The 26,244-nt window shown below is 59.3% G+C and carries 21 protein-coding genes; 7 read left to right on the top strand and 14 right to left on the bottom strand.

From position 1 onward, the window contains the following. The first annotated feature begins 390 nt into the window (after nucleotides 1-390). Nucleotides 391-1,263, top strand: coding sequence for a dihydrodipicolinate synthase family protein (locus EN818_RS17980; RefSeq protein ID WP_135904914.1), 873 nt, complete (start codon nucleotides 391-393; stop codon nucleotides 1,261-1,263). Nucleotides 1,264-1,361: 98 nt separating this feature from the next. On the opposite strand, the gene EN818_RS17975 is transcribed toward EN818_RS17980, so the two are convergent. The 9 genes from EN818_RS17975 to EN818_RS17935 form a co-directional block, all read right to left on the bottom strand. Then, nucleotides 1,362-2,171, bottom strand: coding sequence for an IclR family transcriptional regulator (locus EN818_RS17975; protein WP_245482197.1), 810 nt, complete (start codon nucleotides 2,169-2,171; stop codon nucleotides 1,362-1,364). Between the two features lie 304 nt (nucleotides 2,172-2,475). Further along, entirely contained in the window at nucleotides 2,476-3,891 is a 1,416-nt protein-coding gene (locus EN818_RS17970; RefSeq protein ID WP_127404803.1) for an aspartate ammonia-lyase, read from the bottom strand. A 76-nt stretch (nucleotides 3,892-3,967) separates the two neighbouring features. Continuing rightward, a complete protein-coding gene (locus tag EN818_RS17965; RefSeq protein ID WP_127404802.1) occupies nucleotides 3,968-5,464 on the bottom strand; it encodes a GMC family oxidoreductase in 1,497 nt (498 codons plus the stop codon). Nucleotides 5,465-5,473: 9 nt separating this feature from the next. Further along, on the bottom strand, nucleotides 5,474-6,574 hold the full coding sequence (gene ugpC, locus EN818_RS17960) for a sn-glycerol-3-phosphate ABC transporter ATP-binding protein UgpC (protein ID WP_127404801.1): 1,101 nt from the start codon (nucleotides 6,572-6,574) through the stop codon (nucleotides 5,474-5,476). 4 nt (nucleotides 6,575-6,578) lie between these two features. Then, nucleotides 6,579-7,499 carry a carbohydrate ABC transporter permease gene (locus EN818_RS17955; protein WP_245482196.1) on the bottom strand — a complete coding sequence of 307 codons (921 nt, stop codon included), beginning with the start codon at nucleotides 7,497-7,499 and terminating at the stop codon, nucleotides 6,579-6,581. Next, on the bottom strand, nucleotides 7,489-8,385 hold the full coding sequence (locus tag EN818_RS17950) for a sugar ABC transporter permease (RefSeq protein ID WP_127404800.1): 897 nt from the start codon (nucleotides 8,383-8,385) through the stop codon (nucleotides 7,489-7,491). Before EN818_RS17950 ends, EN818_RS17955 begins: the two co-directional genes overlap by 11 nt. Nucleotides 8,386-8,475: 90 nt before the next feature. Further along, nucleotides 8,476-9,729 (bottom strand): ABC transporter substrate-binding protein, encoded by a 1,254-nt coding sequence (locus EN818_RS17945; protein ID WP_189523803.1) that lies wholly within the window; start codon nucleotides 9,727-9,729, stop codon nucleotides 8,476-8,478. 63 nt (nucleotides 9,730-9,792) lie between these two features. Next, a complete protein-coding gene (gene hisD, locus EN818_RS17940; RefSeq protein ID WP_135904919.1) occupies nucleotides 9,793-11,103 on the bottom strand; it encodes a histidinol dehydrogenase in 1,311 nt (436 codons plus the stop codon). Nucleotides 11,104-11,197: 94 nt separating this feature from the next. After that, a complete protein-coding gene (locus EN818_RS17935) occupies nucleotides 11,198-13,000 on the bottom strand; it encodes a thiamine pyrophosphate-binding protein (RefSeq protein WP_135904921.1) in 1,803 nt (600 codons plus the stop codon). Between the two features lie 371 nt (nucleotides 13,001-13,371). On the opposite strand from EN818_RS17935, the gene EN818_RS17930 reads away from it, so the two are divergent. After that, nucleotides 13,372-14,256: a sugar phosphate isomerase/epimerase family protein gene (locus EN818_RS17930; RefSeq protein ID WP_127404796.1), complete on the top strand. Its 885-nt coding sequence runs from the start codon at nucleotides 13,372-13,374 to the stop codon at nucleotides 14,254-14,256. Between the two features lie 33 nt (nucleotides 14,257-14,289). Here EN818_RS17930 and EN818_RS17925 read toward each other — a convergent pair whose 3' ends face one another. Then, on the bottom strand, nucleotides 14,290-15,045 hold the full coding sequence (locus EN818_RS17925) for a DeoR/GlpR family DNA-binding transcription regulator (RefSeq protein ID WP_127404795.1): 756 nt from the start codon (nucleotides 15,043-15,045) through the stop codon (nucleotides 14,290-14,292). 395 nt (nucleotides 15,046-15,440) lie between these two features. Between EN818_RS17925 and EN818_RS17920 the strand changes: the two genes are divergently transcribed. From EN818_RS17920 to hisN, 4 genes are all read left to right on the top strand, one after another. Next, nucleotides 15,441-16,718: a Gfo/Idh/MocA family oxidoreductase gene (locus EN818_RS17920; protein ID WP_348628207.1), complete on the top strand. Its 1,278-nt coding sequence runs from the start codon at nucleotides 15,441-15,443 to the stop codon at nucleotides 16,716-16,718. Nucleotides 16,719-16,818: 100 nt separating this feature from the next. Beyond that, nucleotides 16,819-17,844: a glycoside hydrolase family 3 N-terminal domain-containing protein gene (locus EN818_RS17915; protein WP_127404793.1), complete on the top strand. Its 1,026-nt coding sequence runs from the start codon at nucleotides 16,819-16,821 to the stop codon at nucleotides 17,842-17,844. Nucleotides 17,845-17,963: 119 nt separating this feature from the next. Continuing rightward, nucleotides 17,964-19,616, top strand: coding sequence for a GMC family oxidoreductase N-terminal domain-containing protein (locus EN818_RS17910; RefSeq protein WP_135904923.1), 1,653 nt, complete (start codon nucleotides 17,964-17,966; stop codon nucleotides 19,614-19,616). A gap of 31 nt (nucleotides 19,617-19,647) precedes the next feature. After that, on the top strand, nucleotides 19,648-20,439 hold the full coding sequence (hisN, locus tag EN818_RS17905) for a histidinol-phosphatase (protein WP_127404811.1): 792 nt from the start codon (nucleotides 19,648-19,650) through the stop codon (nucleotides 20,437-20,439). A gap of 574 nt (nucleotides 20,440-21,013) precedes the next feature. Here hisN and EN818_RS17900 read toward each other — a convergent pair. Then, nucleotides 21,014-21,835, bottom strand: coding sequence for a helix-turn-helix transcriptional regulator (locus EN818_RS17900; RefSeq protein WP_127227974.1), 822 nt, complete (start codon nucleotides 21,833-21,835; stop codon nucleotides 21,014-21,016). A 132-nt stretch (nucleotides 21,836-21,967) separates the two neighbouring features. Between EN818_RS17900 and EN818_RS17895 the strand changes: the two genes are divergently transcribed. Continuing rightward, entirely contained in the window at nucleotides 21,968-23,023 is a 1,056-nt protein-coding gene (locus tag EN818_RS17895; RefSeq protein WP_245482194.1) for a Gfo/Idh/MocA family oxidoreductase, read from the top strand. Between the two features lie 94 nt (nucleotides 23,024-23,117). Here the strand turns inward: EN818_RS17895 and EN818_RS17890 are convergent, their stop codons facing one another. From EN818_RS17890 to EN818_RS17880, 3 genes are read right to left on the bottom strand one after another with little or no spacing between them, the layout of a single operon-like run. Continuing rightward, nucleotides 23,118-23,966, bottom strand: coding sequence for an IclR family transcriptional regulator (locus EN818_RS17890; protein WP_245518833.1), 849 nt, complete (start codon nucleotides 23,964-23,966; stop codon nucleotides 23,118-23,120). A 25-nt stretch (nucleotides 23,967-23,991) separates the two neighbouring features. Then, nucleotides 23,992-25,569, bottom strand: coding sequence for an ABC transporter ATP-binding protein (locus EN818_RS17885; protein ID WP_245518834.1), 1,578 nt, complete (start codon nucleotides 25,567-25,569; stop codon nucleotides 23,992-23,994). Between the two features lies 1 nt (nucleotide 25,570). Beyond that, nucleotides 25,571-26,173 (bottom strand): ABC transporter permease, encoded by a 603-nt coding sequence (locus EN818_RS17880; RefSeq protein WP_245518835.1) that lies wholly within the window; start codon nucleotides 26,171-26,173, stop codon nucleotides 25,571-25,573. Nucleotides 26,174-26,244: the final 71 nt, after the last annotated feature.

The following is a 26,244-nucleotide window of genomic DNA, read 5'->3' as shown; positions in this document are numbered from 1 at the left end:
TTTCCTCTCCCAACTATCTTCGAATTGCGATGAGTACAGGCGCTTAGAACCTGTGTCCCCGCGCCGCCCCGGTGATCTTACATCATAGTTTTCCGCCCACCGGTACAGAGGTTCATACAATGGAACAACGCCAGCAATTGCGCACTCGGTAAGAAACTGACGCGATGTGATGCAGATATTGGCAGCTTCTGCGATAGTTCGAACTTTCCGCCAGGACTACTCATCTAAATTCCCCTTGACAAGGGCTCGGCGGTCACGCGATTTTGCGATAGTCGATATGCTGTTTCGCTCAATGAAACACTTGATGCATCGACCTCCGAGCGCATCATCGACACTGGGGCACGACATCCCACCGGTTTCACAACAATCCCTCTCAGCAGGAACTGCAAAATGGTTGAAGCACTAAGGCGCGAAGAAGTTCGAGGCGTCATTACACCGATCGTAACGCCGTTTAGCCGCGATGAGACAATCGATCTCAATTGCTTTGAGCGTGAACTTTCGTTCATGGAGGCATCCGGCATCAAGGTGATCATCATTGGCGGAAGTACTGGATCCGGCAACGAGCTGAGCGCTGAAGAACTAGCGTCTTTGATTCGAACTGCGACGAGCAAGAGCAACCTGCGCGTTATCGCCGGCATCATCCCAGACACGACCAAGGACGCCATTAACCGGGCTAAGCTTGCGCAACTGGCGGGGGCCGCCGGGTTGCTGCTTTGCCCACCGACATACAATGGCATCACCGACGAGTCGGCGCTCGCCTTTATCACGGATGTGGCCGCCGCATCTGGGTTGCCAATAGTTTTTTACGACCATTTCAATTACTCCGTCGATCTGTTGAAGAGGATCGCTCGGGTGCCTGAAGTAATTGCTATAAAGTGTGTGTTCCAGAACATAGGGGAGCTTGTGCAGACTGTTGGCGATCATGTGACAGTAGCCGCCGGTTATGATCCGATCACACTTGCTGGCTATGTGATGGGTGCGGAGGCTTCGATCTGTGGCATTCATGCCGTATTGCCGAAGCAGAATGTCGAAATCTATCAGGCTTTCAAAGATGGCAATATCGCAGAAGCTATGCAGTTGACCAAAGCCATTGGCCCGATCTGCCGAGAAGTCAGTCAGGCAACCAATTTTCCCACACGCATAAAATATGCGATCTGCCTGCTTGGTCGGGATGTTGGGACGCCCATCCGTCCGCTGGACCGGATTGGCCAAGCTGACAAAGCGGCTATCGAGGATGCTCTCAGGGTCGCCGGACTGCGGTAGCCACTTTGCTGGCGGGGTCGTCGTCCCACGGCCTATGTCGAGGTAGACGATCCCGCTTCGCCAAAGTCCGCAACTCCACTCGCGATCGCGTCCGACCCTTAAGTGCGAGAGCCGGCATCTCTTTTGCCGGCGAACCCAATTGCTCGCGACAGTTGCCCAGTAACCTCGAGCAGATGAGTCCCAACGGAAGAAATCGCATCGTCAACAATGCGGGTCGTCGGACCGGAGATGCTGATTGCTCCTATCGGGCGACCGGAGGCATCGAATATCGCTGCCCCGACACACCTGCTTCCCGTGGTTGCCTCCTCATTGTCCACAGCGTAACCCAGTTCGACGATCTCCGGCAACTCGGCCAAAACCTTGGCTGCGCTGGTCAATGTCCGCGGGGTGTAACGGTCAAAACTGCATCGCTGCAGCATTCGGTTGGCCTCGTCGCGATCGAGCCACGCCAATATGCTTTTGGACAGCGATGATGCATGCCAGGGATTTACGGAACCAACCGCCCCGCCCTGCCTAAGCATTTGCGTTGTCTCAATGCTGTCCACGACGACGACTTCCTGGCGGACAAGCAGCGCCAAGTTGATGGTTTCATTGAAATGCTCATATAATTTCTGCAAATAAGGGCGAGCCACGGCGCGAATGTCACGACGGTGCAAGGCTTTCTGTCCCAGCATGAACAGGTCGATACCCAACGTGTAGCCGTTCCCGTCCACACGCTCGATGACCCCATGGCCGACCAGGCTTGCCAGGTATCGCAACGTCGTTGGTTTACCGAGGTCAACCTCCCTTGCGATCGCCGATAAAGACAGTGGCCCTTCCGCCTTTTCCAGGACGCGCAGTATCGCCATAGTCCGGTCGACCGCGTCGAAACGGACTTTCTCGGTCAGATTTTGCGATGGTTCCGTCAACTAGCCAACTCCGTATGAGGCGTATGGGCAGACGCCAGCAAACTAAACTGGCCAGAGCCTCCGCCAGCAAGCGCTCAATCAGAGATGTTCAGTGAGCATTCCCGCTACCCGCCGTGCCCAGGGCATACGAATCGACAGTCGGGTGAAGCGACTCGTATCTTACACCTGCCAAACAACGATATCACTCACCGAAACATCGGGCAACACAGACAGCGAGAGGGTCGACGATCGTCTGACCGCCACCCGAGGTGCTGGCGCAGGCCTATGCCTTCTATCGGTTACCGCAGCGGGGCCGGTCAGCGCTTCAAGCCGAGACGGCGTTCGAGAGACCCGCGAACTCGGCACTGTTGCCGAAGATTTGCTCGATCTGTTCAGGGAGCAGAACACCCTCCTCTTCAACGATCTGGCGCAAATTTCTCTTGCCTGCCAAAGCGCGCTTCGACAGTTCCGCAGCCTTGCTGTAGCCGATGAGCTTCGCCAACGGCGTGGCCAAGGCAAGGGATTGGTCCAACAAGGCTTTGCAGCGATCCTCGTCGACTTCGATCCCGTCCACGCAGCGCTCTTTGAAGATCCGCATTCCTCTCGTCAACAGCCGCATGGATTGCAGGATGTTCAAAACGATCACCGGCTCCATTGCATTCAACTGGAGCTGCCCGGCGCTTGCGGCGAGGGTCACGGCAAGATCATTGCCGATGACCTGGAAGCTGAGTTGGTTCACCATCTCGGGTATCACCGGGTTGATCTTGCCCGGCATGATCGAAGAGCCAGCCTGCACGGGGGGCAATCGAATTTCGCCCAGTCCGCCAAGCGGCCCGCTGCTAAGCAGTCGCAAATCGTTGCAGATCTTGGTCAGTTTGACCGCGATGCGCTTCAGCATTCCCGAAAAGGAAACGAAGCCGCCGGTATCCGAAGTTGCCTCGATAAAGTTTCGGGCAGCAACGAGCTGGATGCCCGATATCTGCGAGAGATGACCGCAAACAACCCTGGGGAACTCACGGGGCACATTGATGGAGGTGCCGATCGCCGAGCCCCCGAGGTTGATTTCAAGCAGCAACCTCGAAGCCGACTGAAGCTGGACGATATCTTCGTCGATGAGCTCGGCAAAGGCTCCGAACTCTTGCCCCACTGTCATCGGCACCGCATCTTGGAGCTGGGTTCGACCAACCTTGAGCGCATCTGCGTGCTGCAGCGCCTTGGCACGAAAGGCATCGCGCAAGCTGGTTTGCGACGAAACAAGCCCTTCGCAGGCCCGCAACACCGTCAGACGAATCGCGGTCGGATACACATCGTTTGTCGACTGGGAGAGGTTGACGTCGTCATTGGGGTGCAGCTTTGCGTAGTCGCCAACTTTGGCGCTGAGCTTGATCAGGGCCAGGTTCGCCACAACCTCGTTGACATTCATGTTTGTCGAGGTACCGGCACCTCCCTGCATCATGTCGACGGGGAAGTTCTCTTCGATCCCCCTCAGCTCGATGATCTCGTCGCAGGCACTGGAGATGGCTTCAGCCTTTTCGGGGGAAAGGAGTCCGAGCTCCCTGTTTGCAAGACAAGAGGCCTTTTTCACCATCGCCATCGACTGGACGAGCTCGGGGAAATCCTTGAGCCGCAGTCCCGAGACATCGAAGTTCTGCTCTGCCCGGCGGGTGTGCACGCCGTAGAGCACGTGGCCCGGGATATCCAGCGGACCGATCAGATCCGATTCGACGCGGTCGGCAAACATGATTGCAAAGTTCCTTCAGACAAAACCCGTCACGAAAGCAGACCCGAGTGTCCGACAAGACCGTGAGATTGCCCCCTCACGACCGGCTGATGGACGCGCCAGCCTTTATGGCGAGCGCTGCGATGGTCAGTGCCGGGTTAACAGCCGCCGAAGTGGGAAGTATCGAGGCGTCCGTGACATAGAGGTTTTCGATTTCGTGAGAGCGGCACTCAGGCGACACAACCGATGTCTCCGGACTGTTTCCAAGTCGGGCAGTGCCGCACTGGTGTGAGGTCGTCTTTCTGCCGAAGGTTCGAGTAAGAACGATGGGGAAGCCCGCCCTTCGCATCACGCCTCGTGTCCTGCGGATCAGCAGCTCGTGCGCTCGCATGTTGCTGCGGACCCAATGCATGACGATGCGGTCATTCTGAACTGTGACCCGGCTCTCTGGGTTGGGCAGGTCCTCGCTCGTCAAGAACCAGCCATAGCAATTGCGGGCTATGAGCCCCGCCAGCCAGCGTGGCAGCAAGGGCGCGTTCGCCTTGAGGATGTTGCCTGTGATATGACCAAGCAATTGTACGTTGCCAAGCGGGAAGCCGGTCTCCGGATCGGCATTGTAGAAATCGTTGAATGCTAGGGTCTTCTGGTAAACCGACGTATTGGCCGACCGCGGGTCGATCGCCAGCATTGCGGTGGTGTTGTGGTTCATGAAGTTGCGGCCGAGTTGGTCGGAGCCGTTGGCCAGCCCACGCGGATGCGCAGCATTCGCCGAGCGCAGCAAGAGTGCCGCGCTCTGGACCGCGCCGGCCGCAACGGCGAAGATGCCAGCGCTAATCCGGCGCTCAACACCATCCTTCAAAAAAACTGCCGCAGTCACCTTGCGACCCGTCGGATCGGTTTCCAGCCGCACGACATTGGCCCCGGTCACGAGGTTGACGTTGCTGCTATCCAAAGCGGCTGTCAGTGGTCCAACCTCGGCGTCGATCTTGCCGAAACCCGTATTGGGAAACGCATCCCAACCGGTCTTAGCGCGGCGAAGCCACTCATTGATGTCGATAGCCAGGGGAAGGCTGGATGGGTGGATCCCCGCCTCCTTGAGGCGAGCGCGCACGGCCGCTATGGCCGGCTCGTCGGGTACCGGCGGAAAACGGTAAGGACTGATGCGCGGCGGCTCGGTGGGATCCTGCGAGGGGTCACCCCGCACCTTGAAAATCGCCTCGGCTCGCTCATACCAGGGCTCAAGCTCCTCGTAGGTGATCGGCCATCCAGGTGAGGCGCCGTCCATGTGGGGCCGGGGCGAGAAATCCTCGAGCCTGTAGCGGTACATGACCGCGCCGAAGAATTTGGAATTGCCTCCGACATAGTAGTAATTGCCAGGCAGGAAAGCCTGCCCATCGTCGCCGAGCCACTCTTCGGTCGAACGGTAGAAGCCCTCGAGGAATATAGCCCGGTCGTCGCGCGCCTGGGGCGCGTCGCGCAGGTGCTCGCCACGTTCCAGAATCACAATGCGCCTGCCGGTGCCGGCCAAGCTGTAGGCCAGGGAAGCGCCTCCTATGCCCGACCCGATAATGACGATATCAGCTGTTTGATCCACGTCGATGCCTCAGTCTATGCGTTGCTCATTGTCGGCATCGAACAGCACGATCTTGCCAGTATCGACCGCGAGGGTCGCCGAAGTGCGGGCTGCCACGGCCCTTGGCGGCACCCGGGCCGTGACCTCGACCCCGCCTGCCTGGAACAGGGCGAGCGTATCGGGGCCCGTGGGCTCGACAACATCGATGTTTACCGTGAGCGCTTGCGAGGCTTGCTCGCCGGCGACGCTGAACAACTCCGGACGAATGCCCACCAGAATACTGCGCCCAGCGTATTTGGCTGCCGCCTGTGAAGATAAAGAAATGCCCGAGAGGCGGGCTGTCGCCGCGCCCGGGATGTCGATCACCGCAACGGGCCTGCCGTCTTCCACCTGAAGGCGCGCCGGAATGATGTTCATCGATGGCGACCCGACGAACTTGGCCACATATACGTTCGCCGGCCGGTCGTAGACCGACTGCGGATCGTCAAGGTGCTGGACCACGCCATCCTTCATCACTGCGACGCGCGTGGCGAGCGTCATGGCCTCGATCTGGTCGTGGGTGACATATACGATGGTGGTTCCCAGTCGTGCGTGGAGGCGCTTGATCTCGGTGCGCATGTCGACACGCAACTTGGCGTCCAGGTTGGACAAAGGTTCGTCGAACAAAAACAGCTTCGGTTGACGCACAATCGCGCGCCCCATCGCTACGCGCTGGCGCTGGCCGCCGGAAAGCTGCGAGGGCTTCCTGTCCAGAAGATGCGTCATCTGGAGCAGATCGGCCGCGGTCTTCACGGCTTTGTCGCGCTCGGCCTGCGACACTCTGCGTATCTTCATGCCGAACTCGATGTTCTGGCGCACGGTCATCGTGGGATAGAGCGCGTAGGACTGGAATACCATCGCGATATCCCGGTCTTTCGGGGAAAGATCGTTGACCACCTTGCCAGCAATACGGATCTCGCCGCCCGATATCTCTTCCAATCCCGCGATCATGTTGAGCAGCGTTGACTTGCCGCAGCCCGATGGGCCCAGCAGTACGAGGAAGTCACCGGTGCCGATGGAGATGCTGACTTCCTTCAGGACTTCGAGTTCACCATAGAGCTTACGGGCACGATCGATTTCGAGAGTTGACATAGCATCAGCCTTTCACGGCGCCGGCGGTAAGGCCGCGCACGAAATATCGTCCAGCGACGACGTAGACAAAGAGGGTCGGAAGCGCGGCGATCATGGCGGCAGCCATGTCGACGTTGTATTCCTTGCGACCCATCGAGACGTTGACGATGTTGTTGAGCGCTACGGTGATGGGTGCATTTTCGCCGGCGGTGAATGACGCCCCAAACAGGTAGTCGTTCCAGATCTGGGTGAACTGCCAGATACAGGACACGACGATGATCGGCAGCGCCGCCGGCAGCATGATCGATACGAAGATCCTGATGAACCCCGCACCGTCGATCTTCGCTGCTCTTACGAGTTCATCGGGAATGCTGACGAAATAATTGCGGAAAAACAGCGTGGTGAACGCAATCCCGTAGACTGTATGGACCAGCACGAGCCCCGGAAGAGACCCTGCCAGACCAAGGATCCCCAACGTTTGCGCCATGGGAAGAATCACTGCCTGAAAAGGCAGGAAGCAACCGAACAACAGCAGCCCGAAAATCACGTTGGAGCCAGGAAACCGCCATTTGGTGATGACATAACCGTTGATCGCACCGATGCCGGTCGACATGATCACTGCCGGGATCGTCAACAGCAGCGAGTTGATGAAATAGGGTTTCAGCCCTTTGCAGGCCGTTCCGTTGCAAGCCTCCGACCAGGCGGTGCGCCAGGCGTCGAAGCTGATTTGCTGCGGCAGGCCGATGAAGGAGCCGGCATAGATCTCATCAAGGTGTTTCACCGAAGTGGTGATCATCACCCATAGCGGCATCAGGTAGAACGCAGCCATGAAAAACAGACTGCCGTAGATGACGGCGCGACCGATCCGATGCTGCCGACGGAAGGACGCGGCTTTCGTGGCCAAGGGCGTGGAATTGCTAGCCAAGGACGCGGCATTACTGGCCATCGCGGGACCCCTTCAGCTCTGAATAGAGATACGGAACGATGATCGCGGCGACGGTCATCAGCATCATGATCGCGCTGGCTGCGCCAACGCCCATCTGGTCACGCCGGAAGGTGGCGGAGTACATGAAGGTGGAAGGCATCTCGGTGGCGGAGCCGGGGCCGGTGTTGGTTAGCGCCAGAATGAGATCGAAGCTCTTGATCGCAATGTAGCTGAGCAGAACGATCACGCTCAGGAAGGCCGGGCGCAGCATCGGCACGACGATTGTCCGATAGATCAGCGGCAGGCTTGCACCTTCGATCTGGGCGGCCTTGATGACCGAATTGTCGATGCCGCGCAGTCCGGCCAGGAAGATCGCCATGGCGAAGCCGGTCGATTGCCATACTGCGGCAATCACCACGCAATAGATCGCGAAAGTCGGCTGTGCGATCCAGTCAAACACAAAGCTGGTCCAGCCAAGGTCATTGACCACTTTCTGCACGCCCAGGGCGGGATTGAGAATCCATTTCCAGGCGGTGCCGGTGACGATGAAGGACAGCGCCATCGGGTAAAGAAAAATCGCCCGCAATGTGCCTTCCACCCGGATCTTCTGATCGAGAAGGATTGCCATCAGCAGTCCGAGCCCCGTGGTCAGAGCCAGGAAGAGTGTTGAAAAGACGAAGAGATTGAACACGGCCGTGTGCCAGCGCGGCGTCGACCACAGGCGGACATACTGATTGAGGCCGACGAAATCGTATTTCGGCACGATCATGGAAGATGAGAGCGAGATCCAACCCGTCCAGCAGATGAACAAGTAGACCGCAACCAGGACAACCAAGAGGCTGGGCGCCAGCACCAGCCGTGGCAGCCAATTCTCGATACGGTTCGATAAAGGGATGGATCTGCTCATCGGCTTGCCCTCGGATTGGGTCAATGGAGCTGCTAGCAAGGCGCTGCCGGGACCTCATGGGAGGCATTGCCCCGGCAGCGAACGCACGCCTCAGCGTGCGTTGTTGATCCCGTCGACCAAGGATTTGACCGCGTCTTCCGCACTCATATCGGTGACGAAAAACTTGCCGACGACGTCCTGGAACACGCCCGAGAAGCGCGGCTCGACAGCAAAGCCGTCGGTGAGCGATCCGTAGATTGCGTTGTTCTTGATGGCAGCGACGCGATCCGAAAAGCTACGCTTGGCGCAGTCGTCAAAGTCGTCCATAGGCACATCGAGACGAGCCGGGATCGAGCCTTTGATCAGATTGAACTTCTTCTGAACCTCGGGGTCCATGATCGCTTCCGCAACCGCGTCCTGCCCTTTTTCGATATCGGCATTTTTGATCTTGAAGCCGCCGAATGTATCGAACACGAACTTGTAGTTCGGCGTGGCGGTCGGCGTCGGAAAGCAGAGGAAATCGACGCCCGGCTTCATCCCCTTGGCAAGGAATTCACCCTTCGCCCAATCGCCCATGATCTGCATGCCGGCCTGGCCGTTGGCGACCAGATTGGTCGCAGCCGCCCAGTCACGGCCGGTGAAACCGGCGTCATGCAATCCACGCACCTTGCCCAGAAGTTCAAACGTCTTGATCATCTCAGGGCTGGACAGCGCCGTTTCATCGAGATCGATGGCAGCTTTCTTGTAGAAATCCGGGCCGTTCACGTCGATGAGCATGGACTCGAACAGCTCTTCGATCTGCCAGCTCTCATCGCTCATCGCGATCGGCGTGACACCAATCGCCTTCAGCTTTTCGGCACTGGCAATCAGCTCGTCCCAGCTTGTGGGAATGGTGATCCCGGCCTTGTCGAAGACAGCCTTGTTCGCCCAAACCCAGTTCTGGCGATGCATGTTGATCGGGGTCGAGAAAAAGGTGTCATCCTGCTGCAGGAATTGCAGCATGACCGGCGGGAGGGCGTCTTTCCAGCCGTTCTTGGCGTAGAGGTCATTCAATGAACGAAGCACGCCTTCCTTGGCCCAGCCCAGTCCCTCGAAGCCGAGGAACTGCATGACGGCAGGCGGATTGCCGGCGGCAACGCGGGTGCGAAGTGCCTGCTGGGCATTGGCGCCATTGGCACCGCCAACCGCGCTATCCTGCCACTCGAAGCCCATGGTCTTGAGCTTGTCGGTAATCACTTTCAGGGCACCGACTTCACTCGCCGACGTCCAGACATGCAGGCCTTCGATTTTGGTTTGTGCCATTGCCTGGCCCGCGAAGGGCAGTCCCAGCGCGGCGGCGAGCAGAATTCTTTTGAGTTTGGTCATCGTCATTCCCCTGTTGAGGTTGAAATGCCCGGTCGCATTTCGCTGTTATCGGGCGGGTTGGAGTCAGCTTGGATCAGCCGGCATGGCATAGCCGACGTTCTTTCTGCCGTAGCGGCGGACCCGAATGTTGGCTTGTTCGGCGTGCCCGGCGAACCCTTCCATCAGGCAGAGACGCGAGCCGTACTCTCCGATCAGGGCCGAGGCCTCGTCGGTCAGAATGCGCTGATAGGTGCAGGTCTTGAGGAACTTGCCGACCCAGAGCCCGCCCGTGTAACGCGCGGCCTTGTTGGTCGGTAGCGTATGGTTGGTGCCGATGACCTTGTCGCCAAACGACACATTCGTGCGGGCACCGAGAAACAGCGCGCCATAGTTCTTCATCTTCTCAAGGAAGTAGTCCGGATCACGTGTCATGACCTGGACATGCTCGGAGGCGATGCGATCGGCCTCGGCCACCATCTCGTCGACCGTATCGCACAGGATGATCTCGCCGAAATCCTCCCACGCTTTGGCCGCGACAGCCGCAGTCGGCAGGATTTTGAGCAGCCGCTCGATTTCATCCAGCGTGTCGCGGGCTAGCTTCTCGGAATTGGTGATCAGCAAAGCGGGAGAACTTACGCCATGCTCGGCCTGGCCAAGCAGGTCGGTCGCCACGATCTCGCCGTCCACGCTGTCGTCGGCAATTACAAGGGTCTCGGTCGGGCCGGCGAAAAGGTCGATGCCGACCTTGCCGAACAGCAGCCGTTTGGCTTCTGCGACATAGGCATTGCCGGGGCCGGCCAGGATATCGACGGGAGCGATCGTCTCCGTGCCGTAGGCCATGGCGGCGATCGCCTGGACGCCGCCGAGACAGTAGATCTCGTCGGCACCTGCGAGCGCCTGGGCGGCGACAATCTTCTCGGCGATCTTGCCCTGAAACGGCGGGGCGCAGGTGATGACGCGCTCGCAGCCAGCCACTCGGGCGGTCAAGACGGTCATATGGGCGGATGCAAGCAGCGGATACTTCCCGCCCGGCACGTAGCATCCGACATTCTGGATCGGTACGTTCTTGTGGCCCAGGACAACTCCCGGCAGCGTTTCGATCTCCAGATCTAGCATGGTCTCGCGCTGGGCTTCGGCGAACCTGCGCACCTGGTCCTGCGCGAAATCGAGATCCTCGCGTTCGCGCTTGGTCAACGCGTTGATGCATCCGTCGATCTCGGCCTTGGTCAGGCGATAGTCATCCCTGTCGAACTTGTCGAAGCGAACGGACAATTCGCGCACGGCCTTGTCGCCGCCCTTCTCAATCTGGGCCAGCAAGGCCTGAACCGTCGCGGTGACGGCCGGCTGACCATCGTCAGCGACATTGCCTTTGGCGGGCTTGAAGGTGCGTATCATGGCAATATCTCTTGCTTTGCGTACGCGCGTGCGCGCCGCACTACCGAACGTGATGGTTGGCGATGTGGGAGGGCGCTCGCCGCCCTCCTGCTTGCTAGAGATGCTGCTCGCGTGCGCGCATCTCGGCGTATCCGGCTTGTTCTTTTTCGTAGTAAGCAGGCGACGGGAAATCCCACCAGCCGGTCGCGAACGGTCCCGCCGCGTCGCGTGAGACAATGACCTCGACAAGAGCCGGGCCGCCGCATTCCAAGGCTGCCTTCAAGCTGCTTTCAAGGTCTTCATCCTTCTCGACTTTCCAGGCCTCGAGCCCGAAGGCGCGGGCGGAAGCCGTGATATCGGCAGAGTAAGGCTGGCCGTTGCCGGAGTGATGGGTAAATTCAGAAGCGATGTGGCGTCCCATGAACTTGCGCTGGCCACCACGGATCGACATGTAGCCGGAGTTGTTCAACACGAGGAACACCACATTGATGCCGTTCATAACGGCAGTGCCCATTTCGGGCAGCGACATCATGAAGTCGCCGTCGCCGACGATCGCCACGACCTGACGATCCGGGCATGCGAGCTTGGCGCCCAACGCTGCCGGGACCGCCCAGCCCATCGGCGAATAGGAGCCGGAAGTCAGATGGGTGCGAGGCTCGTAGACCGGGAAGCTTTGCTTCACCGAACCCTGGGTGTTGCCCGAACCCACAACCACGATACCATTGCGGTCGAGGACCTTGCGCAAAGCGACCAGCGGACGCTGCGATGTGAAGGGCGTTTCGCGGCTGTTTTCGCGCGGCGACACCTGGGCGATCCAGTCGGCCTTCGCCTTCTGGACGTCGGCCAGAAACGTTTCGCGTTTGGCCAGGGCCTTCTTGGCATCCGCCTCCGAGATCAACGCCAGGATTGCCTCCAACGCCACCTTTGCGTCGGAAACGATGCCGACCTCGGTCGGATAGGTTTTGCCGATCTCGCGCGGGTCAAGATCGATGTGGATCAGCTTGCCCGGGGGGATCGAGAACGAGACGCCCTTGGCGTAGGAGGACGCCGACCAATCTGTGAAGCGGCAGCCGACAGAGATCACGACGTCAGCGGATGCGGTGATCTTGTTGCCACATGTCGTGCCGGTCTGGCCGACCGCGCCGATGAAGAGCTCATGATCTTCCGAGATGGCGCCCTTGCCGTTCCAGGTGATCGAAACTGCCGCGCCGAGCCGCTCGGCCATACGGGTCAATTCGTTTGAAGCGTTGGCTGTGATGGCGCCGCCGCCGGCGACGATGACCGGCCGTTCGGCGTTCAACAGAAGCTTTACCGCCGCCTCGATCGCGCTCGGATCCGGGTAGGTCACACCGATCGGCAGGCGCTTGTCCAGCGGATGAATGCTGACGTCCGCCGCTTCGACCTGCACGTCCATCGGCACCTCGACATGCACGGGGCCTGGACGGCCGGTAAGCATCTCGTTGAAGGCGCGATGCATGATGGTCGGCAGAACCTGCACGGATTGCGCCTGCCAGGCGCGTTTGGTCACCTGCTCGGTGATGCGCGCAAAGGCGTTGTCCTGCTGGCGCTCGATCTCCTGCATGGTGCCATGGCCATGCATGTAGGTCTGCGGCGAGCCCGACACATAGAACAGTGAAGTTGAGTCACAGTAGGCTGTCGCAAGACCAATGATCGTGTTGGTAGCGCCGGGTCCGACCGACGTCGAACATGCCATGGGCTTGCCGCTGGCGCGGAAATAGCCGTCCGCCATGTGGACAGCGCTCTGTTCATGCATGACCTGGATAAAGGGCAGCTGCGAGCCTTCCTCGAGAAAAGCATCGAACAGGGCCCAGATGCCATGTCCAGGTACGCCAGCCACATATTCGACGCCATATTCCTTGAGCGCTCTTGCGACGATCTGCCCACCGGTCAGTTTCATTGTTCGACCCTCTTGTCTTTTGGCTGACGAGGCGGTTGCGAGATATGCCCTCGTCCATGCTCTTAGTAAGCAGCTGTGGATCGCCCGCGACAAGTTCGCAGGGTAGGATTATTCGAAGCAATGTGGCGCGCTATCCGAGAAGAGTTGCGACAGTAGAGGTTGTCCATTTCCGGCCGCCGATGGGCGAAATATGCCGAGGCGGGCTCTAGTCAAGCGCAAAGACGCATCCGGTTTCCAGAAGATTTTCGACGCGATGTAGCGCGATAAGTGCTGCAAATCGCGCAAGAATTCGCACTATCGCGCAATTCCGCCTCAACATGGCGTATGGCTTGCTTGCTGGTAGTGTCAACCACTTTGCAAAGGTGGACCTCATGTCGAAGAGCAATCAGATTGTCCTGCATGCACTCGTGGCGCGATATGGCACGCTTGCGCTTGACCTCGATATCGCACATGAGATCGGTTTCGACGGGCTGGAAGCCTCCGGCGCAAAGATTCGGGCTTTCCTGGACGCTGGTTTCAGCCCGCAGGACCTGCGTCACTTAATCGGTGAGACCTTCATTCCCGGCGTTGGATTTCTTCTCGATGTGGAACGCTACGGCGACGCCCGAAGGGACTTGCTGAAGGACGCCGAAGAGTTGACGAATCTTGCCTCGGCGGTCGGATCAAAGGGCATTCAGGTCATTACGGGTCCTATCAGTCTCGAGGCTCTCGATCCCAGCAGCGTTACTCGGCGACCCGATCTCTACCGAGGCGTTGTCGGCCTGCCCATAGAAGAGCAGATCGACATCACGGCGTCTGGATTGGCCGCGGTCGCCGACATCGCCGCCCAGCGCAACCTGGTCATCTACCATGAAGCGCTGTCCTGGACGCCGCTCAACACGCTTGACAGGCAGCTTCGTACGATCAGGAAAGCAGCCCGCGACAACATACGTCTCGTTGTCGACTTCTGGCACTGTTACACCTCAGGCGATGGACCCGAACAAATCTCGCGATTGGACAAGGATTTGATTTACGGCGTACACATCTGCGACTCGCTGCCGTTTGCGGGCGGAGTTCCCAACGAGCCTATTCTCCGCGATGTCGAAACGGGCAAGGGCGTATTGAACCTGGGAGAGTGGGTGTCTGCAGTGAAATCGACCGGCTACGATGGCTGGTGGAGTTGCGAGCTGTTTTGCAACAGGCAGCATCAGATGAACAGCTACGATGTCGCTCGTGATCTCAAAACGCTCATGCAGGATCTTGTTGTAGGTTCTTAGGTCGTCGATCGTCGAGGCTTCGATTAGACCGTCCTATGCGCAGTGGATCATCGTGCCCTGCTCGCTAAACAATTCGAGGGTGTCGGCATTTAGCTGGCCCCCTACGACCAAATGGTCGATCTCTCCAGGTCCCGAAACTTGAAAGGGCGCGACCCTCGACATGCTGTCGACGGTAGCCAAAACCACCCGAGCGGCACTTCGCCGGCACATCACGCGTTTGATTTCAGCGTCGGCAAGATCGAATGCGGTCAATCCGACCGCAGCATGCACCGCGCAATCACTGACAAGGAAGACGTCGGCGTTAAACTGCTCCAATTGCGAAAGGGCGGCAGCTCCAAGACAGCATCTTTTGCCGTGGTCGTACAGGCCGCCCACAAGAACGACGCCGGCTTGACGATGCCCTTCCAGTGCAGCCGCGACATTTGGGGAATTTGTTACAATCGTCAAAGACAGGTGGCGGGGTAAAGCGGCGGCGAAAGCAACGCTGAGGGCTGCGTGGTCCATCATGATCGTCGCGTTCGGTTGAACGAGCTTCGCTGCGGCGGCAGCCAGCCGCGCGAGATCCGTGGTCGAGGTCCTCAACCGCTCAGGCCCGGCTTTGGCCTCCGATGACCTGACCAACGCTCCGCCATAGACCCTGCGGCAAAGTCCGGCTCTGGCAAGATCGCGCAGGTCGCGGCGCACAGTGTCTTCAGAGACACGGAACTCGAGCGCAAGCGCTTTGGCCAGGACCCTGCCATGCTCGGCCAACCTGAAGCGAATGACGGCCTGGCGTTCTTCTGTAAGCATATCCAGAAATCCTTAGGACGAACCTGGGCGACTTTCTGTTCGGGGAATGCAAATCGGATATAGATCCCAAGCGCCCCACGCCGCAATGTCGTCGTGAACCGACCTATGACATGAGCGCGCGCGGCAGGCGACGACGCTTGATGCTGCCGACGAGCCTTGGAATGAACTTCAGGATCGGCAGGACGGATTCTCAGCTCATCGTGTCGGTCGCCGCTGCTGCCTGCAGGAGATGCCTGCGCGTTTGGCGTGTTGTCGAGCCAGCATGATGCCGTTGCGGCGATCGCAAAGGAGCGCTCGGCTCTCATTCGATTGATCGAACTGCGTAACCGATCGCATCACTGTGCGTCACTGATTGGCGACGTGCGAACTTGTCGCTCTTTTCACGGAGTGGAAGGATGCCTTCAATCGTCTCGGTGCAGCCGCTGCCGATTGAACGGATTCGGTGCCGGTCTACCGGTTCTCCCGGTCAGCCCAGAGCCGAGCCGGAACGCGCAAGGGTATCCATGAACCTTCTCACAGACGACATCCCCGGCAGACGTCGCCTTCGCGCGGGCATGGTGGGAGGAGGGCGAGGTTCCTTTTTTGCAAGCCGGCATAGAACTGCCATGCGGCTAACCAATCGGTTCGAATTGGTCGCAGGCTCGTTCTCGTCCGACCGACAAACCAGCATTGAAGCCGGCGAGGCGCTTGGGGTGGCTCGGGACCGCACCTACCTCAGCTTCACTGACATGGCAGCCGCTGAAGCGGCACGAGATGACGGCATCGAAGTCGCGATCATCGTAACGCCCAACCATCTTCATTTCGAGCCATGCAAATCCTTTCTCGAGGCGGGTATCCCTGTCATCTGCGAAAAGCCGCTGGTCCACTCATCGGAGCAGGCGCGCGAGCTCCAACGGATCGCGGCCGCAAACGAGACGTTCTTTGCCGTGACATACACGTACACAGGCTATCCGATGGTTCGAGATGCTCGCGCTCGCGTCCGCGCGGGGGAGATCGGGCAGGTTCGCTTCATGCATGTGGAGTATCTCCTGGAATGGCTGGTTAACGACCCCTCGAAACTGGGCAAAGGCGGGATATGGCGAGGCGACCCCGAAAAGGCGGGACCGACGGGCGCGCTGGGGGACATCGGAACACACGCCTTTAACATCCTCGAATTTGTTTCTGGTCTCCGGTGCACCGCACTCAACGCCAATTTGCTGCAAACCGTCGACTCCTTCGGCCTGGACGACACCGATGTCGTTCAGCTCGAATTCGAGGGCGGCGCCAACGGTGTGTTGTGGTCCTCTTTTGCCGCTCCAGGCCACCGCAACGGCCTGCGTTTCAAGATCGTCGGCTCCAAGGCCACTCTCGAGTGGCGTCAGGAGGCACCGGAGACGCTAACAATGTCCCGGCTCGGCGAAAGCGACCTTACCTATCGTCGAGGCCACGCCGACATCTCCTCGGACGCGAAACTTGCGACCAGTCTGCCGGCGGGGTCTCCTGAAGGCTACCTCGAGGCCCTTGCGGTCCTGTACAGCGACTATGCGACGGCGCTGGAAGCCGGCCGAAACTGGCGAGAAGTGCTCCCCGTGCCGATCCCGGATGTGTACGAAGGGCTGCGGGGCGTTCTGCTGTCCGAGATCAGCGTCAGATCTTCAGCTTCGAAGTCATGGGTTTCGTTCCCCCGCTCCTGAGCAGGCAAGCCGTCAACACTGTGAATGAATGTCCGATGTCGTTTGAGCTATCTCGTTCGGACGAAGCCTTGAGGGCGGAAACAACAAGGAATGCACAACGGTGGATGAGATCGCACGCGACGCTTATGCAGTACTTCTGCCCGCCTTTGAAAGGGCTGATTTTACGGACGCCTCGAGGTCTTTCTTCGATGCCGGCGGCGTCGCTTCGCTGCTCGGCTCGACGCGCGAGGAATACGTTGCGCGTCGCATGTCTAGAGACAGGCAGCAAACGGAGACGCGCGAGCTTCTTTTTGACTATCACAACCGCGCCCAGTCGCTTGCTGGCGACGTGCTGATCGCGATCGACTACGAGCTGGGAGGGGTCCACCGCCTCCACAAGCTTGCCCCCCAGCTTCCTCACCCGCGCGAGGTCCTGGAAATGAAGGAGGCCGAAATAGAGCATTTTGGGGTCGAGGCTGCTCGCGCAGCAAGGGCATGCGGCATCAACTTCTTCCTGGCACCGGTGCTCGACCTAGTGACCGGGAGCAACCCATGGCTGCGTGACCGCACCTTCTCCGCGGACGCCGATCTCGTCAGTCGCGCCACCTCTGCGTTCATTCGCGGAGTACAGAGCCAGGGTGTCGCGGCAACGGCGAAGCACTTTCCCGGTCACCCCCATGTTCCCGAGGATCCCCATGACAGCGCCAGTGCGACGGTCACCGCCGCGCTGGATGATCTCAAACCCAATCTTAGATGCTTCGACGCGGCCATTGCGGCGGGTGTGCGGGCCATAATGACCGGACCAATACCCGTGGATGCGATCGATCCGGGCGAGCCTTCCTCGACCTCAGCGAAGGTTGTGGCGTTGCTTCGCGAGACCCACCGGTTTCAGGGCCTGATCGTTTCGGACGATCTCGATCTGCCCGGGACGTTGCGCGGCCGCACCGTCGCAGAAACCGCGGTGGCGTCGCTGAAAGCTGGCGTCGACCTTCTTTTGTTGGCGTCCGGTCCCCAGGTCGACGAGGTGGCGAGTTACATCATCGCGAGTGTCCAGACTGGCAATCTCCGACGAGAGGTCGTCGCGCGTGCAGCGAGCGCAGTTCGTCGGTTGGCTTCGGACGCGGGACGCTGTCTTCAGGCCGCCTGAACGGTTCGCGACCAGGCACCAACGATTGCAAATGAACGTGTCACGAAGCGAACACAGCGCAGAAGCCGTCCTGGTGACTGGGTTTCGTGGTTACTCACATCTTGGAGACTGGATTTCGCATGCGAAGCGGGGCTGACTTCATAGTCGTTGGCGGGGGATCGTCGGGCTGCGTGTTGGCGTCGCGTCTGAGCGAAGATCCGGATGCCTCGGTGCTGCTGCTTGAGGAAGGGCCTAAGGACAGCAGTCCCTGGATCCATATTCCGGTCACTTTTTACAAGACCAGCAAGGGCAATCTCGTCAAACCTTATCGATGGACTCCCAATGCCGAGCACCTAGGCGATCCCGAGCCAACCATGGTTCAGGCGCGGGTGCTGGGTGGCGGCAGTTCCGTCAACGCCATGGTATATCTAAGGGGCCAGCCGCGCGACTACGACGAATGGCGCGACGCGGGCGCCGAGGGTTGGGGCTGGAATGACGTCCTTCCCTACTACAAGCGGTGCGAATCCAACGACCGCTTCGCCAATGACCTGCATGGCACCGACGGCCCCCTCCCCGTTTCGGACCAGCAGTTTACTCATCCCATGAGCCGCAGATGGGTTCAGGCATGCCAGCAGGCGGGCTTGAGATACAATCCAGATTTCAACTCGGGCGACCAGGAAGGCTGCGGCTTCTACCAGATCAATGCACGCGGCGGCCGCCGCGGGAGCACCGCGGTCAGCTACCTTGGACCTGCTCGCAATCGCCGGAACCTTGTGGTCAAAACCGGCGTTCGCGTGCTGCGGATCATCTTCGCGGGACAGCGCGCCATAGGGGTCGAAGCGCTGGTCAGCGGCAGGCGCACGGTGTTGCACGCTGGTGGCGAGGTGATCCTGACTGCCGGCGCCATTAACACGCCAAGGTTGCTTTTGCTCTCCGGCCTCGGCAATGCCGACAAACTCACGCGGCTTGGCATTCCCCTCACCCAGCATTTGCCAGGAGTGGGACGGAACCTGCAGGATCACATCGAGGTCTCGCTGATCCATGAGGTGAACGGGCCGTTTAGCTACGACAGATACAAGAAGCCGCATTGGCAATTCCTGGCAGGCCTTGAGTACCTTCTCTTCCGAAGGGGCCCCTGCACGACGAACGTCGTCGAGGGCGGCGCCTTCTTTCGATCCTCGCTCAATGACGACCGCCCTGACCTGCAGTGCTGTTTCATGCCGGGCGCCGGCGTCGAAGCGGGCCTTGACACTGTTCCCGGCGGCAACGGAACGACGCTAAACATTTGCCAGACCCGGCCACGCTCAAGCGGCTGGGTCGAATTGAGGAGCGCAGATCCTCTTGAGGCGCCGATCATCCGGCCGAACTATCTGCAGGAGCAATACGATCTCGACGTCATGTGCGAGGGTGTCGAGTTCGGGCGAGAGATCATGTCACAACCAGTCATCGCAAAATACCTTTCGAGGGAATATGCGCCTGGGCCTGTCCGGAGTCGGGCGGAAGTCCTAGCCTTTGTCAAAAGTCAGGCGCATGCGGCACTCCATCCGATGGGTACTTGCAAGATGGGCAGCGACGATATGGCCGTTCTCGATCCCGAACTGCGCGTTCACGGGATCGATGGGCTGCGTGTCTGCGACAATTCAGCCGGGCCAAATCTTGTTTCCGGCAACACCAACGGCGTCGCCATTATGATCGCGGAGCGGGCAGCCGACTTCATCGCGGCCAGGCACGGCTTTATTTCAGGAAGAATGGCAGATGCGAGGAATAGAATTGGTCCGAGCGCCCGCCCCTAACGCAGCCGCATTGCATAATCGGAAGGAAACAATGTCGAAGCTACCGGATTCAACATTCTTGCACCGTCTCGCTGATCTGGCGGATGCCGAGACTCTGCCGCGCTATCTGGTCGAGCTTGCCGTCGAGACCAAGCCGAAGCCCGGATATAGATTCGATCCGGTGACCGAGGCGGATCGAGAAGCCGAGATCGCCTTGCGTGCAGCCATAACGGCAGAGTTTCCAGACCATGCGGTGCTTGGCGAGGAATTCGGCGAAACGGGCGGCGGCAGTGACTGGCGCTGGGTGCTTGATCCCGTCGACGGAACGCGGCCTTTCATCTGCGGCATTCCCGTCTGGGGAACGCTCATCGGTCTGACGGTTCGCGGGCGCGCCGAGATGGGGATGCTTAGCCAGCCCTATATCGGCGAGCGGTTCTGGGCGGATGCGACAGGCGCATGGCGCCAGCGCGCCGGCGAGCCACAGCCACTCACGACGCGGGGCATTGACACGCTGTCCGACGCCATTCTTCACACCAACTCGCCCGAACATTTTCACGGCGATCTCAAAGCTGGCTTCGAGCGGCTGAACAGCACCGTCAAGATGACCCGGTACGGTGGGGAATGTTACGCCTTTGCCATGCTGGCGGCGGGCCGAATCGACTTGGCGGTTGAACCTTCCCTGCAGCCCTACGACATCGTGGCGCTGATCCCGATCATTGAGAAGGCGGGGGGCGTGATCACGCGTCTCGACGGCGGCCGAGCTGAGGAAGGAGGCCCAGTCCTTGCCGCGGCGACTCCGTCGCTGCATCGGTTGGCTCTGAACGAGCTTGTCCTGAACGCCTAGACTGCCGGAAACTCACTGCAAGAACCGACAGCTTTGCCGGCCATTTTCATAGTGGACACAATAGCTCTGATTGCTCATGCAGGTTTTGGGCGGTCCGGCTATCGGCTTGCCATCACCTGCCGGCGCTCTGTTGCGATGACGCAAATACCCGTTGGACATGGAAGTCCGATTCCAGCTGACGTTAGAAGGCGCCCGTCATGCATATTGTCGCTTCACAAACCTTGTCCGTGCGAAGTTGCGCCCCCACAGGCTCAGGGAGTAACTCATGCATATAAAGAACAGCAGCGAATTGGGCTCCAGCCTCCATCGGCGAGTTGAGTCTGAGGGTTTGTTGCTCGTCTGATGTCCTCCCAGGACTTTCGTCACATTGAAAGGCGGGCAACCAGTTGCCCGCCTTCTCTTTGCTGTCACCTGCAGGGTCTGATACGTCTCGGGCACCAATCACACCGTGATCGGCTTGTTGGCAATCCGAGACATGGACAGATCGGCAAAAGCGACTGACCCGGGAGCAAAGTCGGGTTCGCCCAAGGCCGAGCATAGAGCCGACGAGTAATGCAGTTAGTCAGTTAGCATATCACATCTGGATCATGTCCGAACCGTCGCCCAGATATTGCAGCACCTCCCTGGGGATGCCCGGGTCGCTTCGGTCAATCACGGTAAGCTCCTTGAGGTGACTGCGCTGGAGCAGCCCCGGCCCTTTGTAGTGCAAGGCGACCTTCGTCGAATAGGGCTGCCGGAAGGCATTGGCTGCAATGCCGCTGGCGATGCCGAACATGAAGCGCTTCGCGTTTCGCTTGACCTGGGCATAAACGCCGAAGGTGAGCTCATTGCTCTGGATGCCTTCGAAGTCCGCCGTAAACAGCCGGTCCGCAACTGGGAAGCTGAACCCGTAGTACTTGAAGACGTATTCCGTTCTCCCCGGCCTGTCGAAGCTCGGGAACCGCTCGATATAGTAATGCTGGAGAAAATTGTTATTCCGATAAAGGCAGAATGCCGATTTTAGAATGAAGCCTTTATAGATCGACGAAAACTGATACCGGTCATAGACACCCAGGATCTCCGAATCCTGCACGCTTCCGTCGAAGACAATATTCGACAGGAAGTTGACAAACTCCGGCAGATGACGCGCGGTTGACATCGCATGAAAAAAATTGCCGTCAATTAGCGTCCTGAACTCCTCAGGGTTGGAGAAAAGGATCGGCACGCTCAGCCCGAAGAAATTCGCGATCGTGCGCAGATTGGCGCTGGACGGCACATGGGCGCCGGACAGATATTTGTTAAATTGTTGCCGGTTGACGTTTAATTTGCGACAAACGGCGGCGACAGACCCGTGGCGATCGCACAAGGTCCTCAAATTTGCCGCGAGCGCCGCAGTATCCCCTGCGATGTGGTTCATCTTTGATCGCCTCCCCTATGACGCGAACAGACGCTATCTGTACGTCACTTTAATGCAGACTTCAACGAGGTGCGAAGTTGGCTGCAAGAGGCGAATGCGCCCATACTCAGGGCCAGATCAGGAGCGCCTGGCATGGCAACTCACGGCAAGACGGGGTGGTCAGTTATGGGGACCGGAACCATTGCCACGGAGCAGATGGTCGCGGGCATCAGAGCGCAGGGGCACACTCCGTTATGGGTGGTCAGCCGCCGAAAGATGGATGCAGCTCATTTCGCTCAGGATCTCGATATTCCGCAATGGACGACCAACCTGTCGGATGCCCTGGGCGATCCTAACGTCGAGTTCACCTATGTCAGTGCACGTCTGAGGCGACGGGCCCATTACATCACCGCTGCGGCCAAAGCTCGCAAGAACGTCCTTTGCGACGGCCCGATCTCCGAAAACAGCAAAGTAGCCGCTGAGCTTGTGCGTCTGTGCGACAGCGCCGGGATAGTGCTTGCGGTACATCATCCGTTCCGTGCGTCGGCCATCCACCAGACCATGCGCAGACTGATCCTGGATGGTGACATCGGGAAGGTGCAATCGATCCTTCTTACCCGCGAGGGACCGTACAAGCCCGCGGCCAAGCGCAGAAAGGACGATCTCGACAGCGAAGGCGACATCTATCTCGACATGTCAGTCGACGACATTGACCTTGCAAGGTTCCTGACGGGCGGAGAACCGCGTGAAGTTTCGGCCACTTGCACTATTGCCGATGGCAGACCCAACCAGATCTCCTATTCGTTTCAACTGAACGATGGCAGCCTGTTTCATGCATTCGAGAGTTTTGCGATCGCCGACCTGGAAAGCACGGTCGTGGTGGCTGGAGATCGCGGCACGCTGATCGCCCACGGTACGCTGAACGGCAAGGCTTCGGGTACGCTCATGCGTCGGCATGCAGCCAAGAACGAGCTCGTGCCGGTTCGCGACGGGGATTCGCACGTTGCTGCAGTCGAGGACTTTGTCAGCGCCGGGGAGCGAAGGCTGACTTGGCTGGCACGGGGGTCAGATAGCGTAGCTGCCCTTCGCGCCGCGGAGGCTGTGGCTAAGGCCGCCTCGAGGCGCCGCACCGCCACAGTTCAAGGAGGGCAGCAAACGAGGGGCCTCCTGAAGCGAGATCAATCTGTTCAGGAAGCTGCGGGCCAGTGACATGCGCCAGCTTGGGACCGTCGTGTTTCCCAGCGGACGTTCTATCGCGGGAGACGTGCCTGCTTGGCTTCAGAAGGCAATGAGCAAGACCAGATCAGGATTGCCTGGTCTCACGGGATGGCCGTCCCGAATGCCCCATTGCGCGGGATATCTGACCCGCGATCTCGGCGATTCGCGCTCCGGTTGAGAGGACATCCTCGTCAGTAACGCGCGCGACTGGTCCGCTGATGCTGATTGCGCCGAGCGGGCGCCCCGATTGATCGAAGACGGGTGCCCCGATGCAGCGCCCTCCAATGGCGGACTCCTCGTTGTCGACCGAATAGCCCCGCTCCCGGATAAGCGGAAATTCCGCACGCAGTTGGTCGACGGTGGTGAGGGTGTTGTACGTGTAACGGGGCAGCCCCGGCTCCTTCAGCAGAACGTCCACTTCATGCGGATCAAGCCATGCGAGAATCGACTTTCCGAGAGAAGTGGCGTGCCATGGGTTGACTACTCCCACTGATGCTCCCTGGCGCAGCGTCTGCATGGCCTCGATACAGTCCACGACGACAACCTCGCGGCGCAGCCAAAGGGCGAAGCTAACGGTCTCGTTGAACTGCTCGTGCAAGGTTTCCAGATAGGGGTGGGCTACCGTTCTGACGTCCCTGCGGTGGAGTGATTTCTGCCCAAGGATATAAAGCCCAATGCCCAGAACATAGCGATTTCCATTCACCTTTTCGATGAGCCCATGCCCAACGAGGCTGGCCACATAACGTGACGTGGTTGGCTGTCCCAGCCCGACCTCTCGTGCGATCATCGACAGCGACATAGGTTGGTCAGACCGCTCAAGAACGCGCAAAACTGCAACCGCCCGATCGACAGCGTCGAAGCGGGCACTTTTTTCCTCATCGGTGAACAGGTCGTTTGGCAAGATCGTTCCAGCGAATCCCGTAGCAATCGTCACTTGGTGCTCCAAGTCGAGCCGGCCGTCAATTAAGTCGCGGTGCGGCGTCCAGCAACATTCCTGTGTAAGAGTGCTTCGGCGAACGCAGGACGTCATTCGTTCGTCCCGCCTCAACGATGCTTCCGTCCTTCATGATTATGATGGATTCTGCAATTTCGGAGACCAGCGGCAGGTTGTGCGTTATGAACAGCATCGCCAGGCCGTCCCTCTTCAAATCGAGCAGAAGCTCGACCACGGCCGCTTGCACTGACACGTCGAGAGCCGAAGTGATTTCGTCACACACCAGAAGCTTCGGTTTGACCGCGAGCGCGCGGGCCACGGCTACGCGTTGACGCTCACCTCCGGATAAATCTGCCGGGTAAAGATCGGCAACTCGTTGCGGTAACCGGACGCGGTCGAGAAGCGACCGGACTTCGGCGCCGACCCGTGCTCTATCAGCCAGTCCCGTTAGGCGAACGGCACGAGCGATGCTCTGGGCGATAGATTCCTTCGGGTTGAGAGAGCGATCGGGATTTTGGAACACGATCTGCATGGCGCTGAGATCTGCCTTGGAGCGGCTTGAGACGGCGAATGGCATCGAATGGCCCTCGAACAACAAGCTGCCCGAGGCGTTGCTATGCAAACCTGTCACGCATCGGCCTGTTGTGGTTTTGCCGCTGCCGCTCCCACCGACCAGACCCACGCATTCGCCTTTGCCAACCGAGAATGAAACGCCGTGGACGACCTCGACATGACCATGAGCCGCGCGCAGGTTCTTCACCTCGAGGATGTTCTGGAATTCAATTGCACCCTCGGCCTCGGGCGCCGCCGCTGGACCATCGGTTACCAGTCGTGGAATGGCGTCGAGCAGCATGCGCGTGTAATCGGCGCTCGGTTCGACGAAAACCTGCTTGCGGCTCCCCTGCTCGACGATCCTGCCAGAAAGCGTGACGGCTACCCTGTCGGCCACGACGTTCACGACGGCAAGGTCATGGGTGACGTAGACCACGCTGGCGCTGCTGGACTTGACCAGCCTCGCTATCAGCTCAAGGATCGTCTGCTGGGTGGATACGTCAAGGCCGGTGGTCGGCTCATCCATCACGATGACCTGCGGAGACGTGACGAAGGCCATGGCAATTGCGATGCGTTGCAGTTGACCGCCACTCAGTTCGAAGGGATAGCGTCTCGAAAACTTTTCATCGTCTGGTAGATCGACGCTCCGCAACGCGTCACGCATCAGTTGCTTCATGCCGGTGCCCGAATGGCCGTGCGCCGCAAGAAGCTCGGCCATTTGCTTGCCGACTGACATACGGGGGCTGAAGCTCGTCGTCGGATTTTGCGGAACCAGCGATACTTTGCCGCCCTGGAAGGCACGTTTCCTCCGGCTCGAGAGCGAGAGGATGTCTGTGCCGCCAATTAAAATCTTGCCGGACGAAATACGCATTCCGGGCCGCGCAAAGCCTAGCAAACTCAAGGCGACCGACGTCTTTCCAGATCCCGATTCACCAATGATGGCCAGGACTTCACCCCGCTTCACGTGAAGGGAGACGTCGCTAACGATTTCGCGGCCGTTCAGATCATGCATGAAAAGCGATTGCACAACGAGCGGGATTGCTTCGGTCATTTCAGATCTCTTTCGACCGACCGACCGAGCGCGCAAAGCTGTCGGCAAGCACGTTGACGGCAACGGAGAAGGCAGCAATTGCCAGAGCTGGCGCGAGTGCGATCCATGGCGAGATCGTGATGCCAATGCGGTTTTCGCTGATCATCAGACCCCAGTCGGCCGCCGGCGGTGGCAGGCCCAGGCCCAGATAGCTTAGGGAAGCGTAGAGAATAATCGACCCGCAAAGCCGCACCCCGAAGTCGGCCAGGACGGGGGTCAGCACGTTGGGCAGGATATCAAGGAAGCAGATTGCGGCCCAGCTTTCCCCGCGCGCGAAGGCAGCTTCAACGTACTCGTTCTTGGAGATATCCATGGTGATCAGTCGCACGATACGGAAGATGCGGGGCGAATGCAGGATCACGATCCCTATGATGACTGTGGGCAGGCTTGGCCCCGTCGAAGCGAGAAGGACGAGAAGAAAGATTGCCGGCGGCAGCGCATAGATCACATCGGAAATGGCAATCAGAAGAATATCGAGCGAGCCTCGCCGCAGGCCCGAGTAGATGCCAAGCGGCACCGCCACGATATAGGCCGCGACTGTCGCGCAAAGCGCGACGACGAGCACAGTCCTTCCGCCATAGAGGAAGCGACTGAAAGTGTCGCGCCCAAGGAAGTCGGTTCCAAGCCAATGCCCCT

It is taken from the genome of Mesorhizobium sp. M3A.F.Ca.ET.175.01.1.1 (assembly GCF_004791945.1).
GTDB lineage: Bacteria > Pseudomonadota > Alphaproteobacteria > Rhizobiales > Rhizobiaceae > Mesorhizobium.
This window is presented reverse-complemented; position numbering and strand designations above follow the sequence as displayed.

Bases quoted from the DNA above. Each gene is read 5' to 3' on its own strand.
- EN818_RS17980 (WP_135904914.1), top strand. From the start codon at position 391: ATGGTTGAAGCACTAAGGCGCGAAGAAGTTCGAGGCGTCATTACACCG.
- EN818_RS17970 (WP_127404803.1), bottom strand. From the start codon at position 3,891: ATGTTTGCCGACCGCGTCGAATCGGATCTGATCGGTCCGCTGGATATC.
- ugpC (WP_127404801.1), bottom strand. From the start codon at position 6,574: ATGTCAACTCTCGAAATCGATCGTGCCCGTAAGCTCTATGGTGAACTC.
- EN818_RS17955 (WP_245482196.1), bottom strand. From the start codon at position 7,499: ATGGCCAGTAATGCCGCGTCCTTGGCTAGCAATTCCACGCCCTTGGCC.
- EN818_RS17950 (WP_127404800.1), bottom strand. From the start codon at position 8,385: ATGAGCAGATCCATCCCTTTATCGAACCGTATCGAGAATTGGCTGCCA.
- EN818_RS17945 (WP_189523803.1), bottom strand. From the start codon at position 9,729: ATGACCAAACTCAAAAGAATTCTGCTCGCCGCCGCGCTGGGACTGCCC.
- hisD (WP_135904919.1), bottom strand. From the start codon at position 11,103: ATGATACGCACCTTCAAGCCCGCCAAAGGCAATGTCGCTGACGATGGT.
- EN818_RS17935 (WP_135904921.1), bottom strand. From the start codon at position 13,000: ATGAAACTGACCGGTGGGCAGATCGTCGCAAGAGCGCTCAAGGAATAT.
- EN818_RS17930 (WP_127404796.1), top strand. From the start codon at position 13,372: ATGTCGAAGAGCAATCAGATTGTCCTGCATGCACTCGTGGCGCGATAT.
- EN818_RS17925 (WP_127404795.1), bottom strand. From the start codon at position 15,045: ATGCTTACAGAAGAACGCCAGGCCGTCATTCGCTTCAGGTTGGCCGAG.
- EN818_RS17920 (WP_348628207.1), top strand. From the start codon at position 15,441: ATGCCTTCAATCGTCTCGGTGCAGCCGCTGCCGATTGAACGGATTCGG.
- EN818_RS17910 (WP_135904923.1), top strand. From the start codon at position 17,964: ATGCGAAGCGGGGCTGACTTCATAGTCGTTGGCGGGGGATCGTCGGGC.
- hisN (WP_127404811.1), top strand. From the start codon at position 19,648: ATGTCGAAGCTACCGGATTCAACATTCTTGCACCGTCTCGCTGATCTG.
- EN818_RS17900 (WP_127227974.1), bottom strand. From the start codon at position 21,835: ATGAACCACATCGCAGGGGATACTGCGGCGCTCGCGGCAAATTTGAGG.
- EN818_RS17895 (WP_245482194.1), top strand. From the start codon at position 21,968: ATGGCAACTCACGGCAAGACGGGGTGGTCAGTTATGGGGACCGGAACC.
- EN818_RS17885 (WP_245518834.1), bottom strand. From the start codon at position 25,569: ATGACCGAAGCAATCCCGCTCGTTGTGCAATCGCTTTTCATGCATGAT.